15 protein-coding genes are annotated in these 17246 nt (G+C 33.6%); all 15 read right to left on the reverse strand.

Features of this window, described 5'->3' with window-relative positions:
* Nucleotides 1–65 precede the first annotated feature (65 nt).
* Nucleotides 66–2816, reverse strand: a complete 2751-nt coding sequence (gene ileS / locus M1D64_RS08045; protein ID WP_129303510.1) for an isoleucine--tRNA ligase — start codon at nt 2814–2816, stop codon at nt 66–68.
* A gap of 242 nt (nt 2817–3058) precedes the next feature.
* Nucleotides 3059–3661 (reverse strand): DivIVA domain-containing protein, encoded by a 603-nt coding sequence (locus M1D64_RS08050; RefSeq protein ID WP_069825833.1) that lies wholly within the window; start codon nt 3659–3661, stop codon nt 3059–3061.
* A gap of 139 nt (nt 3662–3800) precedes the next feature.
* Nucleotides 3801–4631: a YlmH family RNA-binding protein gene (locus M1D64_RS08055; RefSeq protein WP_046199697.1), complete on the reverse strand. Its 831-nt coding sequence runs from the start codon at nt 4629–4631 to the stop codon at nt 3801–3803.
* Nucleotides 4632–4687: 56 nt separating this feature from the next.
* Entirely contained in the window at nt 4688–4978 is a 291-nt protein-coding gene (locus M1D64_RS08060; RefSeq protein WP_002483537.1) for a YggT family protein, read from the reverse strand.
* Between the two features lie 13 nt (nt 4979–4991).
* Nucleotides 4992–5597: a cell division protein SepF gene (locus tag M1D64_RS08065; RefSeq protein ID WP_041080414.1), complete on the reverse strand. Its 606-nt coding sequence runs from the start codon at nt 5595–5597 to the stop codon at nt 4992–4994.
* 5 nt (nt 5598–5602) lie between these two features.
* A complete protein-coding gene (locus tag M1D64_RS08070) occupies nt 5603–6277 on the reverse strand; it encodes a YggS family pyridoxal phosphate-dependent enzyme (RefSeq protein WP_075339740.1) in 675 nt (224 codons plus the stop codon).
* Between the two features lie 17 nt (nt 6278–6294).
* Nucleotides 6295–7083 (reverse strand): peptidoglycan editing factor PgeF, encoded by a 789-nt coding sequence (gene pgeF / locus M1D64_RS08075; RefSeq protein WP_041080412.1) that lies wholly within the window; start codon nt 7081–7083, stop codon nt 6295–6297.
* 448 nt (nt 7084–7531) lie between these two features.
* Nucleotides 7532–8704, reverse strand: coding sequence for a cell division protein FtsZ (gene ftsZ / locus M1D64_RS08080; protein ID WP_002483541.1), 1173 nt, complete (start codon nt 8702–8704; stop codon nt 7532–7534).
* A gap of 29 nt (nt 8705–8733) precedes the next feature.
* Entirely contained in the window at nt 8734–10164 is a 1431-nt protein-coding gene (gene ftsA, locus M1D64_RS08085) for a cell division protein FtsA (protein ID WP_037538572.1), read from the reverse strand.
* Nucleotides 10165–10268: 104 nt separating this feature from the next.
* The gene (locus M1D64_RS08090; protein WP_002483543.1) at nt 10269–11156 is read right to left on the reverse strand and encodes a cell division protein FtsQ/DivIB; all 888 of its coding nucleotides are present in this window, start codon (nt 11154–11156) and stop codon (nt 10269–10271) included.
* 15 nt (nt 11157–11171) lie between these two features.
* A complete protein-coding gene (gene murD / locus M1D64_RS08095; RefSeq protein ID WP_002483544.1) occupies nt 11172–12521 on the reverse strand; it encodes a UDP-N-acetylmuramoyl-L-alanine--D-glutamate ligase in 1350 nt (449 codons plus the stop codon).
* Nucleotide 12522: 1 nt separating this feature from the next.
* Nucleotides 12523–13488, reverse strand: a complete 966-nt coding sequence (gene mraY / locus M1D64_RS08100) for a phospho-N-acetylmuramoyl-pentapeptide-transferase (protein WP_041080411.1) — start codon at nt 13486–13488, stop codon at nt 12523–12525.
* A 193-nt stretch (nt 13489–13681) separates the two neighbouring features.
* On the reverse strand, nt 13682–15916 hold the full coding sequence (locus M1D64_RS08105) for a penicillin-binding protein (RefSeq protein WP_041080410.1): 2235 nt from the start codon (nt 15914–15916) through the stop codon (nt 13682–13684).
* Nucleotides 15897–16289 (reverse strand): cell division protein FtsL, encoded by a 393-nt coding sequence (ftsL, locus tag M1D64_RS08110; RefSeq protein ID WP_037538581.1) that lies wholly within the window; start codon nt 16287–16289, stop codon nt 15897–15899. The genes M1D64_RS08105 and ftsL overlap by 20 nt, the downstream gene beginning before the upstream one ends.
* A gap of 14 nt (nt 16290–16303) precedes the next feature.
* Nucleotides 16304–17239: a 16S rRNA (cytosine(1402)-N(4))-methyltransferase RsmH gene (rsmH, locus tag M1D64_RS08115; protein ID WP_069825831.1), complete on the reverse strand. Its 936-nt coding sequence runs from the start codon at nt 17237–17239 to the stop codon at nt 16304–16306.
* Between the last annotated feature and the right edge of the window lie 7 nt (nt 17240–17246).

Below are 17246 nucleotides of genomic sequence, written 5' to 3' on the forward strand. Positions count from 1 at the left end.
TTTGCTTAATGCAAATATAAGTAACCTTTGAACTTATTGAATCATTTTTACTTACTTTCTAATTCTTATACAAGTGTTTTTACAACTGCTTGACAACGAGGACATAAGTTATCTAATTCACCTACTGAACCTAATTCCTCACTATAATTCCAACAACGTTCACATTTTTCTCCATGAGCATGTTCGATACGGATATCACCATGTTGATATGCAACACCGTCATCTACTTTATCGACAACTTCAGCTTGAGAAGTGATAAATAGTTGTTGTAAATCTTTGAATTGTTGTAAGAATGTCGTCGCATCGAAGTTTTCATTAGAGCCAATCACAACTTTTGCTTCGAGTGATTTACCGATTACTTTTTCATTACGTGCAACTTCTAATGCACGGTTAACATCATCACGTAAGTTCATAAATGTATTCCATCTATCAACAAACGCTTGATCAATTTCTACGCGCTCTGGCATATTTGTTAAATGTACACTCTCTTCTTCTACGTGTGGAATATGAGACCAAACTTCTTCAGCAGTATGAACTAAGATCGGTGCAAGTAGTTTTGTCATATCTACTACAATTTGGTATAACACCGTTTGCATGCTGCGACGTTTGTGTGAATCACGTTCTTCAATATATAGAATATCTTTACCATAATCTAGATAGAAATTACTTAATTCCACATTGATAAAGTTTTGAACTTCTTGGTAAATATCTAAATAATCATAGTTATCATAGTGATCTAATGTGTTTGCAGTAAATTCACGTAATCTATTTAATATATATTTATCTACTTCTAGTAAATCTTTTTCTGCGATAGCGTCTGTGGCAGGGTTATAATCACTCACATTTCCTAGCATAAATCTTAGCGTATTTCTAATCTTACGATATACATCAGAAGATTGTTTTAAGATTTCATCAGATATACGAACATCTGCTAAATAATCTACACTACTTACCCATAGACGTGCAATGTCTGCACCTTTTTGTTTAACGATTTGATCAGGAACAATCACATTTCCTAATGATTTACTCATTTTTTTACCTTCGCCATCCATGACAAAGCCATGAGAAAGTAACATTTTATATGGTGATTGTCCCCTTGTAGCTACAGAAGTTGTTATTGAAGAGTTAAACCAACCACGATACTGGTCACTACCTTCAAGATATAAATCTGCAGGATATGATAATTCTGGACGTGCCTCTAATACACCGCGGTGTGAAGAACCTGAATCAAACCATACATCCATGATATCCGTTTCTTTTGTGAATTCGCCGTTAGGGCTACCAGGATGTGTAAAACCTTCTGGCAGTAAATCTTTCGCTTCACGTTCAAACCAAATATTTGAACCATTTGCTTCAAATAAATCTGCAACATGGTTTACGGTCTCACTTGTCATGATGATGTCACCATTTTCTGCATAAAATACTGGTAATGGCACACCCCATACACGTTGGCGAGAAATAACCCATTCTCCACGATCACGAATCATATTATAGATACGTGTTTTACCCCAATCAACTTTGAATTGCGTATCGTCTATTGCACTTAAGATGTCCTCACGTACTTTATCAATAGAAGCAAACCATTGTGGTGTCGCTCTAAAGATCACTGGTTTCTTAGTACGCCAATCATGAGGGTAACTATGTGTAATAAATTCTAATTTTAATAATGAGCCATCTTCTTTTAATAAATCTGTGATTTCTTTGTTTGCTTTATCATAGAACATGCCTTCAAATTGACCTGCTTCATCAGTGAACACACCTTTATCATCAACAGGACTGATAACAGGTAAATTGTATTTTTGACCAACAATATAGTCATCTTCACCATGACCTGGTGCTGTGTGTACACAACCCGTACCTGCATCAGTAGTTACGTGTAACCCGTTGATAACTAATGATTCACGATCAAAGAATGGATGTTGCGCTTTAATGTACTCTAAGTCTTTACCTTTGAATTCTTTTTCTAATTCTAAAGTATCTTCGTCCCAATCTAGCGCTTCAGCCACATCACTCGCTAAATCTTTACCGATAATATATTTTTTGCCGTTAACATTATATTGACCATAAGTTAAATCTGGGTGTACTGTAATGGCAACATTTGAAGGTAAAGTCCATGGTGTTGTTGTCCAGATGATGAATTGTGCATCGTCATCTACAATACCTTTACCATCTATAACATCAAAAGCTACATAAATAGACGGTGAACGTTTATCTTGATATTCAATTTCAGCTTCAGCTAATGACGATTCACTTGATGGTGACCAATAAACAGGTTTTTTACCTTTATAAATTAATCCTTTGTCTGCCATTTCACCAAACAAACGAATTTGAGCTGCTTCATATTCAGCTTTAAGCGTAATGTATGGATTATTAAAATCACCTTTCACACCTAAACGTTTAAAATCTTTTTTCTGGTTGTCGATTTGTTCTAATGCAAATGCTTCACATTTTTTTCTAAATTCAGCGATTGATAGTTCTTTACGTTTAACGCCCTTTTTAGTCAATGCTTGTTCAATTGGAAGACCATGTGTATCCCAACCTGGAACGTATGGTGCATAGTAACCACGCATGGATTTATATCTCGTAATAATATCTTTAAGAATTTTATTTAAGGCATGGCCCATGTGTAAATTACCATTCGCATACGGTGGTCCATCATGTAAAATAAATGACGGATTACCTTCATTTTTATCTAATACTTTTTGATAAATATTTTTGGCATCCCATTCTTCTTGTATTTTTGGCTCTTTATTTGGCAAACCTCCACGCATTGGGAAATCTGTTTTTGGCATTAACAACGTATCTTTATAATCCATTTTCAATACACTCCTTCTTCCGATTTTCTAAGTTAGTTCATTTTATACAATAAAAGAACCCTAAGTTCAATTAACAGGGACGATATTGACCGCGTTACCACCCTGGTTAACTCAACTTAGAGTTCTCTCATTTATGTTATATAAGTTGTGACAACAGTGATATTAGAAACGCACATATGAAAGGCTCTCACTATTCCTAACTCGCTTTGATATGTGTTTCGTTTCAAACGTGTCTGTTATCCTTATGCTTTATTCGAATCATCATTTGATTGTGCAGTATTATCTGCTTCTGCTTTTGCTTTCATAGCTTTTTCTTCTTCAGTTAAATCCTTTTCATTCAAATGATTAATATTTTCTTGAGTCACTTGTTCAGAATCCAAATCATAATTTAATAAGTAATCCCAATCTTCACTTTTAAGTAAATCTAATTGTGCTTCAACTAGCATACGGAAACGCGATCTGAAAATTTTTGATTGACGTTTCATATCTTCTGTTTGGAAAGATAAGCGACGTGCTTTTTCCACACCATCATTAACAATTTTATCCGCTTCTGCTTTTGCTTTTGCTACTGTTGCTTCTGCTTCTTTTGTAGCAGCTGCTTTAGTTTCCTCACCAGCATGTTTTGCTTGAATTAAAGCATCACTTACGGATTGATGTACATCCTTGTAAGATTGAATATTTGTTTCTTTATCTTCAATGACTTTTTCTAACTGAGCTTTGTCTTCTTTTAGACGTTCAATTTCATTACTTAATTGTTCTAAATAGTCTTCAACTTCTTTAGGTTCAAACCCACTTTTTACTTGAGTAAATGTTTTGTTTTTTATTTCACTTGGTGTAAAAGGCATACATGATCCTCCTTCTATAATACACTATTATCAGCTTTGATTAAATAAGATAAATAGTGTTTTTCCTACAATATTCTTTTATAATATATCATTTAGTTAATTGTGCAAAGTGTTTATATTCGCTTTCATAAACTTCATATTATTTAAACAGCGTTTTATATGAAATGCGTATTTTATCTTTTTTTGTTTTACCACCAATATCAGTAATCATCGCTCTTCCAAATCCTTGGATAGACAACAAATCCCCACTATCTAGTTGGAAATCTGCAGCATCAATCACTGTATGGTTGACTTTAACACGCTTTTTATCAATAAGTTGCTTAGCTATCGAGCGTGATTTACGTACCATCTCTTTTAATACGACATCTAATCTTAAACCACTAACAGTCGTTTCAAAAGATTGCCAATGCTCTTTTGATTGTATCATATCTTTTATAGGAATAGAATTAAGTTTAACTGAAGCACCTTTGATTTTAGTTAATTCCAATATAATATAAGATTCTAATTGTTTTGTCAAAGTAAATTGAATTCGATCATCTACAACAATGTCACCTAGTTGATCTCTTTCAATACCTAAAGACATGATTGTACCCAATATGTGTTGGTGCTGTAATGTTACAAATTTTTGAGGATAATCTATTTCAATTAATACAATTTCAAATGCCTCTGCATCTGGTTGAAAATAACTTGGCGCAATCATCGCTCTTTTTCTTTCCGCGAATGGCCCACCATAAAATGTAACTTCTAAATCTTCAAAACTGCCAGCCACCACATTCATAATATACTGACCACGTGGATCTAAAAATGGCGTTAAAATAGGCGAATATTGATCATTAGCCCGATTACATTTATCTATAAGTTGATCTATTAATTCATGCTCTTCTTTTCTGAAATGCTGATATATATCTATGACGCTCACCCCAAATACAAGACAAAGCACCTCGCGTCTATGAACGTAGGTGCTTATCATTTATTTTATACGTAGTTTTTTAAATTCACTCTAAATATTAATTATTGCTTTAATCATTACATTAATTTACTCAAAATAAGATTGAAGATACTTGCCAATCCACTTCTGAATAATACAAGTACAATGATGGCAACAATTGACGAAATATCAATCATTCCGAGCGGCGGAATAATCTTACGGAATTGTTCTAAAAATGGTTCATAAATTTTGGCTAAAAATTGACCAAATCTGTTTTCTCGTGCATTTGGAATCCACGACATAAAGAAATAAACAATCATTCCATAATAATAAATTTGAACCAAGAATAAAATAAAATTAAATATATTTGCTAATAAACCTATATCCATTTATTTTTAACCTCTATTCACCTTGGTATTCCATATTTTCTATTTGATCCGTGATACTGCCAGCAACTTCAACATTGTCTGGTGTACATAAGAATATATCTGATCCGACGCGTTGGATGTCTCCACCAATCGCATATACAGTACCACTTAAAAAGTCTATGATGCGTTTAGCTGATACTTTATCGATACGTTGTAAGTTAACTAATGTTGCACGACGATTTTTTAATTCGTCAGCTATATCTTGTGTATCTGAAAAAACACGTGGTTCAAATAAACACATTTTAGAACTTTCTTGTGTAAAATCATAATTTTCTTGCTCTTGATTATTCATATTCACAACGTTCCTAGCATTATTTTTTGATGTAGTGTTATTCATTTGATACTTCCTTTCACCCGATGATTGTTGTAATCTAGTTGACTGCTTTTTGGGCACGGATTGAATCGATCTCAGTCTTTCTGAATTCACATTTCTAGGTTGTTCTGTAAATTGATTTTGAGACTGCGCTTGTTGTTTAGGTTGTTGTCTTTCTTGTTGCTCATTTTCTTCTGGTGGTGCTTCTAATTCGTCATCTTCCTCTTCAACCACGAAAAATCCACTAAATAAATCTTTTAAAGCCACGGGGCTCACTCCTCTTTTCCTACAAGTTTAGTCCCAATTCTCACAAATGATGCACCTTCTTCAGCCGCTAAATGGAAATCATTACTCATTCCCATTGACAACTCAGTACATGGTGCATAATTTAAATTGAGCGCTTTAATTTCATCTCTTTTTAATTTTAATAATTGAAATAAACGTTTAATATATGACTCATCGTCAGTTAATGGCGCCATAGTCATAAGTCCTATAATTTCTATATTTTCATATTGCTTTAATTCTTTTATAAATGTTTCTACTTCAGATAATGAAACACCTTGTTTCGATGATTCACCTGAAACATTGACTTGAACAAAACACTTAATTTTATGTTCAGCACGTTTATTGATTTCTTTTGCCAATTTTAACCGATCCAACGCGTGAAAATAATCTATTTCATTGATAACATCTTTAACTTTTCGTGTTTGCAATGAACCAATAAAGTGCATCACAACATCATCTGGTAAAGCTGCTTTCTTTTGTTGAAAGCCTTCTAAACGATTTTCACCGAAATGTCTAATGCCAGCATTATATGCATCATTAGCTCGGTCTATTGTAACATACTTTGTCACTACTATCACGTCTGGCTTCGTTGTAATATTACCTTTTTTACAATGTGTTTCAATTTGTTCATTTATTTTTTCTAAATTATATTGTACATCCAACTTTAAACACCTCTTCATTATTGACCAATAAATGCTAACATTCTACCTGTGTTCCCCTTTTCAACTCGATAGGAAAAGAACAAAGATAAATCTTCAGATGTCGCATAATTTGTTATATATATATTATCTTTGGGGACACCCGCATTTTCAAGTAATAATGCATTGGCGCGTTTTAAATCAATACCATGTCTGTCTGTGCCTCTAGTATCAATATATTGGTTGATATCAATGGGAAGCGTTTCAAATTTTGATTTAATATCATCATTAATTTCATATGATGTCGAAGTAGCAGGTCCAATAACAACATTTAAATCATTTAAGTCAAAATCAATATTTGAGATTAATGCATTCACGATTTGTCCAACCGTGCCTCTCCAACCAGCATGCGCCAGTCCAATAAAATGATGTTTTTCACTGTAAAAATATATTGGGACACAATCTGCATAGCACATTGTAAGTAATAGATTGGGTTCATAAGTATATAGTGCATCTACACCATGCAATGCATCATTTAAGGCATCAATATTTGTTCCTTTATCGTTGCTAGTTACTTTAACAACTTTGTTTTCATGTGTTTGGATAGGGAAGACCCATTGTTCTCTTGGAAATCCAATAACTGTTGCAAGCATTTCTTGATGTTTCGTAATGTTTTGCTGAGAATCATCAATATATCTTGCCATATTAAACGCATTTTGAGGATATGGACTTAAACCGTCTTCTCTTGTTGTTATACCCAGTTTTACATTTATTAATTGTTTATCCTCATATTCCAAGATATGACGCTTTTTAATAAATTTATCTTGCATCACAACGAACCTCCATTAATTTATATTATTCAATTTTAATATTATGAATCAACATGCCCTTCCAAAATAATGGCTAGTTTCAACTTTCTGCTTATCTGAAAAACATTTGTCATTCACATTACAGACACACTTTAATTATAATAAAATATCTCTATTTATACTAGCATTTGTAAATCTATGAGTAGATCCATTTGTAATTAGAAGCCGAGACTCATTTTATTTTCTTTAAATTTGAAAAAGAAACAGTAAGAAAACGGATTACCTGAGCTAAAGCTCATGTATAAGAACTACTATTATTCATAAATGAAAAAGTAGTTCTGAAAAGTAGTTCTATAAAGTAGTTCTATGGATAAGCGATACTTTATCATATCAGAAAAGAGCCTGAAGCATTGTTTATGCCTCAGACTCAACTTTTATTTATAATCATATATTACAAAAAGATTTTAAATTAACGTCTAGTTCTTCTTGAACGTCTTTCTTCTCTATTTCTAATAAAGCTTGGAATGTCATCTTCATTCGTAGTATGTGCTCTACCTTCACTAGCACTATCTGATGATTGAGACGCATTCGTTGTGTTTGAAGCGAATGTGTCTTCTTTAGTTGTATTGCTGCTTGTAGCACTGCTTCCAAATCCTGTGTTTGAAGCTTTGCGACCTTGTGATGAAGGTTTATCTTCAAAACCAGTTGCGATTACTGTTACAACAATTTCATCTTGTAGTTCAGGATTAATTACAGTACCAAATATCATATTAACATCTTCGTCAGCTGCATCTTGTACGATGTCTGCTGCTTCTTGAGCTTCGAATAATGATAATGATTCTCCACCTGTAATATTCATAAGCACACCTTGTGCACCAACGATTGAAGTTTCTAATAATGGTGATGAAATTGCTTTTTTAGCAGCTTCAACAGCACGATTTTCGCCAGAAGAAACACCGATACCCATTAATGCTGAACCTTGGTTAGACATAATTGTTTTAACGTCTGCAAAGTCAAGGTTAACTTCACCTGATACTGCGATTAAATCAGAAATACCTTGAACACCTTGGCGTAATACATTATCGGCTTCTTTAAATGCTTCCATCATAGGTGTTGATTTATCAACGATATCTAATAAACGGTCATTAGGAATAACAATTAATGTATCAACAGCAGCTTTCATAGCTTCTACACCTGCTGCAGCTTGAGTTTGACGCTTACGACCTTCAAAACCAAATGGACGTGTTACAACACCAACTGTTAACGCACCCATTTCTTTAGCAATTTTAGCTACTACAGGTGCTGCACCAGTACCTGTACCGCCACCCATACCAGCAGTTACAAATACCATATCTGCACCTTGGATTGCATCTTCGATTTGTTCACGTGATTCTTCAGCTGCTTTTTTACCAATTTCAGGGTTAGCGCCAGCGCCTAAACCACGAGTTAATTTTTCACCAATTTGGATTTTTGACTCAGCTTTAGATAAGTTTAAAGCTTGTCCATCCGTATTAATAGAAATAAACTCAACATTATTCATACCATGGTCAATCATACGGTTTACAGCGTTATTACCGCCGCCCCCTACACCGATGACTTTTAACGTCGCTAAATGATTAAATCCTTGTTCAAATTCTAACATTTATATTTCCTCCTAGTTTTAATGGCCAATCAATCGAATAGAGATTTCATAAGTTTTTTAAATTTACCTTCTTCTTTTTCCTGAGGTTTACGTTCTTCATCGTGGTCGACATTTACTTCATCGTCGTATACCTCTGGTTCTTCTTCATCAACAACAGGTTCTTTTGTTCGAGTTGATTCTGAAGAAGTAGCTTGAAGTTCATCATCTTGCTTGTTCGATTTTTTCTTGAACCAATCAAATCCACTTGATTTTGTACTGTGTTCTCTTTCATCAGATTCGATGACTTCCTCTTCGAATTCTTCACTGTCATGATTACTAATTGTAACATAATCTAGCAATTCGTCGAAAGTAATGCTACTAGAAATTGTTGAAATTGCTGATGAGAATTCAGGCTTTCTAATTCCCATTTGTGATGGTGTATGAATTCTAACTTTCTCACTCACCATATCTTGCAACAATTCTTTGACTCCTAATAAATTAGCCGAACCACCAGTAACTACGAAACCGCCGTTTACTTTTGTAAGTCCTAAGTCTTGTAAAACCTCAAATACATTGAAGAAAATATCTTCAACTCGTGCTTCGATAATATCTGCTAAATCTTTTTGAGTAAATTGAACATCTTCTTCGCTATCTACTTGATCAACAGTAAAGATATCTTGATCCGATGCAGATTCAAAGAAAGCGTGTCCATATTGGTGTTTAACTTTTTCAGCAGTCTCAAATGAAGTATTTAACCCTTTGGCTATATCTTCAGTAATATCACGACCTGCCATTTCTAAAGCATCTGCATCAACTAATTCTCCACGTTCATAAAACGCAAGTTGTGTGATGTCTTCACCAATATCAATTACACAAGCACCTAATTCTTTTTCAGTAGCAGAAAGCACTGAGCCATAATTATATGCGTCAGAATAAACATCTAGTACATCTACTCCACAAGACTCAACACATTTAATCATATTAATTAAAATTGATTTTTGAATTGCGATGACGCCTGCTTCAACTTTCAAACTATGTCTTGCAATCAGTTCTTTTGGATCAGAAACTTCATTTTCGCCATCAACAACAAATTTAATTGGAAATGCGTTAATAATTTCAGTTTCTGGTACATCATTTTTGTCTCTAATACTTTCAAGCACACTTTCAATGTGCGTACCATTTAATTCAGTATCTTCATAAAATTCTATTTCATTAGACTCATCAAATACTTCTGTTCCGATTATTGGAAGTTTTAAAAAGACTTCCTTTATATCTACTCCTGAAGCAATAGAGGCTTTTTTGATTGTATCTTTTATCGCTTGTTTCGCAATATCGAAGTCATCAATAAGACCATTTTTAATCCCACTTGTGTAGGTCTGTCCTGTACCTATCACATTTATTCCGTTGTGAAATTTTTCGCCCACTATTGTTTTAACACTTGATGAACCGATATCTATACTTACATAATAATGCTCTTCCATAGATAGGCACCTCCTGACAATCACTTATTCAAGTTCACACTATTAACAGTTTACAATACGTTTTAACGCTTGTGAACTATAAACACATGTATTTGTCTAAATTTTTAATTATTTTCGTTTGACTTATCTGCAATTCTATTTAATGCACTTTGCAACTCATCTTTTGCTTCATTTTCTTCGCTTGTTTTTTTCTGTACATTTTGCTCACTCGTAGATTTTGTACTACCTCCATCACTATATGGAATAAATGATGCACCTACTGATAAATCAATATACCCTGATTTTTTCAAGTTACCAGATTCATCACGTTCTAAGGATTGCGACATTTGTGGATAATACTTCATTTTATTAGTAATTGTATTTAAATTACCTACTATTTGTATTTCATCTGTTGTAAATAATTTGATTTGGCTTTGCGCATTTTCTTGAGGATCGTATTTAATTTCTGCAATCATGCTTCTCACATTTGCTGGCATGCTTGATAATTCATGAATAATTTTTTCTTTTTTATCTTTTTCGAACCCTTCAAGAATTGGACCATCATCCGTCGCATTTCCATCATAATTCTTTAACTCTGATCCATCTTCTAAAATTGGCACATAATTATCTTTCTTTTGAACCATCGCAACGATTTGCTTTTCAGTCACTTTAACGGATAGTTTATTTGGAAAAACTTTTTTAACTTCTGCACTTTTGATAAGCTCATTGTCTTCTAAATTGTTTTTAGCTTTTGTAGTACTATACGTATACATTCGTGAACTGCTTTTTACATTAATAGCTTTATCTATCGTACTTTTAGAAACATTATCGTTTCCAGCTATCTTCACACTATTAACTTTGCTTAAGGGTGTAAACATATAAATCAAGATTAAAATGATGATGAATAACAAAACACCAAATATTGAATATTGAATTTGTTTCTGTCTTTTTCGTCGTTTTGCTCTTTTTTCTTTCAAATAATCCGAATCAAATTCTTTTACTTTATCAGCCATTCATTTTCACACCCTTTAAAAAGAAGGTAAATTTGCTTGGAAACTTTTAATGAACTTATTTCCTCGCTCTTCAAAAGTATTGTATTGATCCCAACTTGCGCAAGCCGGAGAAAGTAACACAACATCGTTTGGCTCTATAACTGACTGAATTTTATCAACAGCATCTTGCACGTCGTTTGCTGTAATTACATACTTTCCTTGACTTTCACCTAATTTGATAAATTTTTCTTTCGTTTCACCGAAAGCGACCATCATTCTGACATTTTTCATATGAGGAATTAATTCATCAAAATCATTTCCTCTATCTAAGCCACCACATAACCAAATTATTGGTTGTTTAAACGAATCCAATGCAAATTGTGTCGCAAGTGTATTCGTCGCTTTAGAGTCATTATAATATTTATTTGTTTTATTCGTGCCAATATATTGTAATCTATGCTCAATGCCAGAAAAAGAAGTCAAACTATCAATGATGGCTTTAACGGATATACCTGAAAGCAGCGCAGCCAATACAGCAGCAAGAATATTTTCTAAATTATGCTCTCCTGGTAATACTAAATCGTCTTTATGGATAATTCTAAAACCTTTGAAAACGATGTAGTCATCTTTAACATATATCCCATCAACTTCTTGTTGTGTTGAAAAATAATACGTTTTTGCTCTTAGTGTCTCTGATTCAATTAAATGGCGTTGATGATAATTACATATTAAATAATCATTTTCAGTTTGGTTTTTATAAATTTGCTTTTTGGCATTTTGATAATTGTCTAAAGTTTCATGATAGTCTAAATGCGCAGAATAGATATTTGTAATAATAGCAATGTGAGGTTTATATTGATCAATTCCTAATAACTGGAATGATGATAATTCAGTCACTAAGTAATCGTCAGCAGTCACTTCTTGTGCTACTTTAGAAGCCACATAGCCAATGTTACCAGACAATTTCCCAGTCACTCTACTTTTTTGGAACATATCTCCAATTAATGAAGTCACAGTTGTTTTACCATTTGTACCCGTTACACCTATAATTGGTGCTTCCGATATTAAGTAACTCAATTCAACTTCAGTTAAAATAGTTAAACCTTTTTCAACAGCCGCTTCTATCAAAGGTACTGTATAAGGAATCCCCGGATTTTTCACAATAATGGGATGACTATCCAGTAAAGACAATGGATGTTCTCCACCAATGACTTTAATACCCTCATTTTCTAAATCAATTGCATGTGCATCCTGACTTAAATCTTTACCATCATTCACAATCACATTTGCGCCAAGTTTATTTAATAATTTCGCTGCCTCATAGCCACTTTTTGCTAGTCCAATGACTAAAACATTTTTATTTTCTAATCCTCTATATTTAAGCATGTTAACTCACTCCAATCCATAAACCAATTAGTCCTGTAATTAGACCGACTGTCCAAAATACCGTTACTACTTTAGTTTCATTCCAACCGACAAGTTCGAAATGGTGATGTAAAGGTGACATTTTGAAAATACGTTTACCTGTTAATTTAAATGATGTTACTTGTATCATCACTGATAATGTTTCAGCTACGAATACAAATCCAATAAATATCAATGAAAGTTCTTGGTTTAACATAATAGAAATCGTAGCAAAGATACCACCTAAGGCTAAACTACCTGTGTCACCCATAAATACTTTTGCAGGGTTTAAGTTAAATGGTAAGAATCCTAATAATGCAAAAATCATGATAATACAGAATAAACCAATAGATGTTGCACCTTGGAAATAAGCCATAATTGCATACATTACGAAACCAATAATTGATAGTCCAGTTGCTAAACCATCTAAGCCATCTGTTAAATTAACTGCATTTGAAAAACCAACTTGCCAAAAAACTATGAAAATTACATACGCAATTGACAAAGGAATTTCAAAATTGATAAATGGTATATGAATTCCTGTTGAAAAGTCCGTTAAATTAAACACTTGGCTCAATATAAAGAATATAACTGCTATCGCGATTTGAGCTAAGAACTTTTGTTTACTAGTTAAGCCTTGGTTATTTTTCTTTACAACAATAATGTAATCATCTATAAAGCCAATCAAACCAAATCCAATTGTTACAAATAACAATAAAATAATAGGATTAGAATTATCTATAAAAATAATCGCTAAAATTGAAGTTATGATGATACTAATTAGGAAAGTGAGTCCACCCATTGTTGGTGTACCTGTTTTTTTCATGTGACTCTGAGGACCTTCTTCTCGGATGCTTTGCCCAAATTTCATCCTTTTCAGTGTCGGTATTAATACTGGGACTAATATAAATGTGATTAAAAGTGCGATGATTGCGAGTAGATAAACCATATTATGCTCCTTTATATACTTAATTAATTGGATTATGTCGTTATGCTGAGTGTTTAAAACTATGTATAGAGGTCATAGGCGAACATTCCACAGTGTTGACTCCACTTTAAAATATTCGCACTATTGTTTAAAACCTCAATTTAGTACAAAGGTATGCATGATAATATCAATGTAATACCGTATTCGTTATGTGCTATGAATCTTTACTATCTTTCGAATCTTTTTCACTATCTTGCTTCTCTGAGGACTGACCATCAATAGCTTCTGAAGATAAAGTTACTTCAATCTTATCATTTTTGCTTACTTTCTGACCTTTGGTTGTTGATTGTTGTGAAACAAATCCACTACCTTTAGTCGTTATCTTCACATTCGCAAGATTTTCAAATGCTACCACTTCTTCTTTTGTCCAACCTGACATATCTGGCATTGTTATATCGCCATCAGTGAGTAACAAGACTTTACTGTTTGGTAATACTTTTTTATTTGCAGTTACCGATTGTTTTGTAATTTTCTCACCGTCACCAATAACGATTGGTTCTAACGATTTGCTATTCATTTTATCTTGCGCTTTTTGAGTTTCTTGACCTTCAACTTCAGGCACTTCACTATATTTAACATCTGACTTGTCTTTAGATTCTTTATCTCCAACATTTAGATATTTCAATGTGTTTTCCATAATTGGTTTGAACGCCTTACTGACACCCATTTCGTATGCCTCTTGATCATTTTTTTGAGCTAAACTCATACCAGCATAAACAATCACTTCTGGATCATCTTTAGGTGCATCACCAATAAAGCTAACAAAATAAGGATTTTCTCCATTAACATAACCACCGTTATCTGAGTCAGCTACTTGTGCGGTACCTGTTTTACCAGCTACATCATAACCATCAATTTGATAATTTTTCGCGTGACTATCCTCACTATTAACTACTTTATCTAATTCAGTACGAACTTTTTTAGCAGTATCTTTAGTTATCGGTTTGCCTGCATATTCTTTCTTACCTTTGAAGAAAGTATCTTTGCTTACTGGATTTGAAATACTGTTAACATACCATGGTTTCAACATATTACCATCATTAAAGAATGCTGATTGTGCTCTTAGCATTTGCACTGGGGTAACTGTTGTAGATTGACCAAAGGCAGATGTTTTCTGTTGAGCTTCATTATCCCAAGCAATGCCGCCTGTAGCTTCACCGTCAAACATACCATTTGTCGACTTACCGAAACCAAATTTCTCGTACCAATCCTTCATTTTATCTGCACCTACTAAATCTTGCAAATGCATCATTAATGTATTTGAAGAATAAGTGAAACCAAGCGACATTGGGATTTTACCCCAACCCACTTTATTCCAGTCAGAAATTTTTGAACCCATTACTTCTCTTGGTTCAGCTGTATATTTTTTATCTGGATCAAATTTACCCTCTTGAATAGCTGCTGCTAAACCATATGATTTAAAAGTAGACCCCGGTTCATACGTATTTTGATACAAGTCGTTTGCCCATTTTTTACCAAAATCTTTACCAGTTTCAGGATTAAAAGTTGGTCTTTGGCTATACGCCAATATCTCTCCAGTATGTGCGTCCATCACTACTGCAAATAAATCTTTTGGTTTGTAATGTTCTACCATGCCATCCAATGCTTCTTCAACGAATACTTGAATATTCGAATCGAGTGTAAGATGAACATCATCACCGCGTTTAGGTGTTTGCTCTTTCTTAGTATTTGGCGCTATATATCCCCAAATATCATGAATATAAGATAATGCACCTTTTTGACCAGATAAATAACTATTAAAAACTTTCTCTACGCCCATAGCACCTTTTAATTCTCCATTGTCTGGATTCTTTTGTGCCATACCGATTAAATGAGACGCAAAGTTTCCATTAGGATAAAATCTTTCGGTTTCAGGATATAGTGTGATACCTGGAAGTTTCATTTTTTCTATTTTTTCTTTTTCTTGATAAGTCAAATCTGTACCTTTTTGACCAAATTCAACTTGGAAAGCTTTTTTATTATTTAATTTATCTTCAATTTCTTTAGCCGACATATCAACAACGGTAGCTAATTTTTTCGCAGTTTTCTTTTTGTCAGTTACATGTTTAGGTTTATCGCTACCTTCACTTGCTTTTTTATCAACAATTGCAACTACTTTATACCGTTCAACATCTTCAGCTAATACCTTGCCGTTTCGATCGTAAATTTTCCCTCGTTCTGGTTGTTCTTGGGTGTTTACTAAGTATTTCTCATTTGCCTTCATTATTAAGTCTTCACCAGAAGAATGTCCGGTCAACATAATATATGAATATCTTAAAACCAACGTAAAAAAGAGCAGTCCGAATCCAAGGATGAGTAGGACTGCCCCTATTTTACTTTGTTTTATTTGAAATTTGGGTTTTTTAAATCTAATTTTTCGCTTCGCCATTATTACGCACTACCTTTACATTGTCGTTCTTAAGGCTCATTCCTTCGTTTTTAGCCTTATCGTAAATGCGTTCATATGAAGAGTTCTTTTTAATTTCAGATTCTATTGCGCTGTTTTCACTTGATTGTTTTTCGATTTTTGTATCTAAATCTGCAATTTTTCCTCGAGTATCATACGCATCCATTTTTAAAGATAGCATATATATACTTATTAAAGCAATTACTGTTATTAGTCCTATGTATAACATCTTCTCAAACTTTGTAAGTTGAACTACTACCTTGCGTTTTACGGTTTTGGTCTGGGTCGACGGTGGCGACTCAGGTATTTGTGTCTCTATGTCGTTATAAGGTTGATATATCTTTTCTACTGCCACTCAACATTCACTCCTTATTTTAATATTTCTGCAACACGTAACTTCGCACTACGCGCTCGATTATTTTCTTCAAGATCTTCGTCAGTTGCGATAATAGGTTTACGGTTAACGCGTTTCAATTTAGGTGTGTATGCTTCAGGTATTACTGGTAATCCCCTTGGTACATCTGGCCCCTTTTCGTACTCTTGAAACATTTGTTTACATAACCGATCTTCCAATGAATGGAATGTGATGACTGAAATTCTACCATTCACTTTTACTGCATCAATTGCTTGTTCTAATGAATCTTCAAATGCCGATAATTCGTCATTTACAGCAATTCTAATTGCTTGGAATATTCTTTTAGCTGGATGTCCACCTTTACGTCTTGCTTTAGCTGGAATACCTTCTTTAATAACATCTACAAGTTCTAATGTCGTTTCGATTGGCTTTTGCTCTCTATTTTGTTCTATGCGTCGGGCAATTTGTTTAGAGAATTTTTCCTCGCCATAACGATGAAATATTCTGACTAATTTTTCGAATTCCCATTCATTTACTACTTCGAAAGCAGATAATAATTGTGTTTGATCCATACGCATGTCCAGTTTTGCATCATGATGGTAACTAAAACCTCGCTCAGGAACGTCCAGTTGCGGACTAGAAACACCAAGGTCGTAATAAATACCATCTACTTTTTCAATATTCAGATCATTTAAAATTTCAGTTATTTTTCTAAAGTTGTTATGGACGAAGGTCACTTTATGTAAGTGTTCTTTCAATACTTCTTTTGCGTTTTCTATAGCTGTTGTATCTTGATCTATCGCAATAAGTCTACCTTCGTCTCCGAGTTGATTTAATAAATAGAGTGCGTGGCCTGCTCCACCTAATGTACAGTCGACATACACGCCATCTTCCTTAATATTTAAATAATCAATGGTCTCTTTAAGCATTACACTGACATGATGAAACAATTTAGCA

The sequence above is a fragment of the Staphylococcus sp. Z5-21 genome, from assembly GCF_056529615.1.

Coding starts and splice junctions, on each gene's coding strand:
- pgeF (WP_041080412.1), bottom strand. CDS start 7,083: ATGCAAGATAAATTTATTAAAAAGCGTCATATCTTGGAATATGAGGAT.
- ileS (WP_129303510.1), bottom strand. CDS start 2,816: ATGGATTATAAAGATACGTTGTTAATGCCAAAAACAGATTTCCCAATG.
- M1D64_RS08060 (WP_002483537.1), bottom strand. CDS start 4,978: ATGGATATAGGTTTATTAGCAAATATATTTAATTTTATTTTATTCTTG.
- M1D64_RS08105 (WP_041080410.1), bottom strand. CDS start 15,916: ATGGCGAAGCGAAAAATTAGATTTAAAAAACCCAAATTTCAAATAAAA.
- mraY (WP_041080411.1), bottom strand. CDS start 13,488: ATGGTTTATCTACTCGCAATCATCGCACTTTTAATCACATTTATATTA.
- ftsZ (WP_002483541.1), bottom strand. CDS start 8,704: ATGTTAGAATTTGAACAAGGATTTAATCATTTAGCGACGTTAAAAGTC.
- M1D64_RS08050 (WP_069825833.1), bottom strand. CDS start 3,661: ATGCCTTTTACACCAAGTGAAATAAAAAACAAAACATTTACTCAAGTA.
- murD (WP_002483544.1), bottom strand. CDS start 12,521: ATGCTTAAATATAGAGGATTAGAAAATAAAAATGTTTTAGTCATTGGA.
- M1D64_RS08055 (WP_046199697.1), bottom strand. CDS start 4,631: ATGATAAGCACCTACGTTCATAGACGCGAGGTGCTTTGTCTTGTATTT.
- ftsA (WP_037538572.1), bottom strand. CDS start 10,164: ATGGAAGAGCATTATTATGTAAGTATAGATATCGGTTCATCAAGTGTT.
- M1D64_RS08090 (WP_002483543.1), bottom strand. CDS start 11,156: ATGGCTGATAAAGTAAAAGAATTTGATTCGGATTATTTGAAAGAAAAA.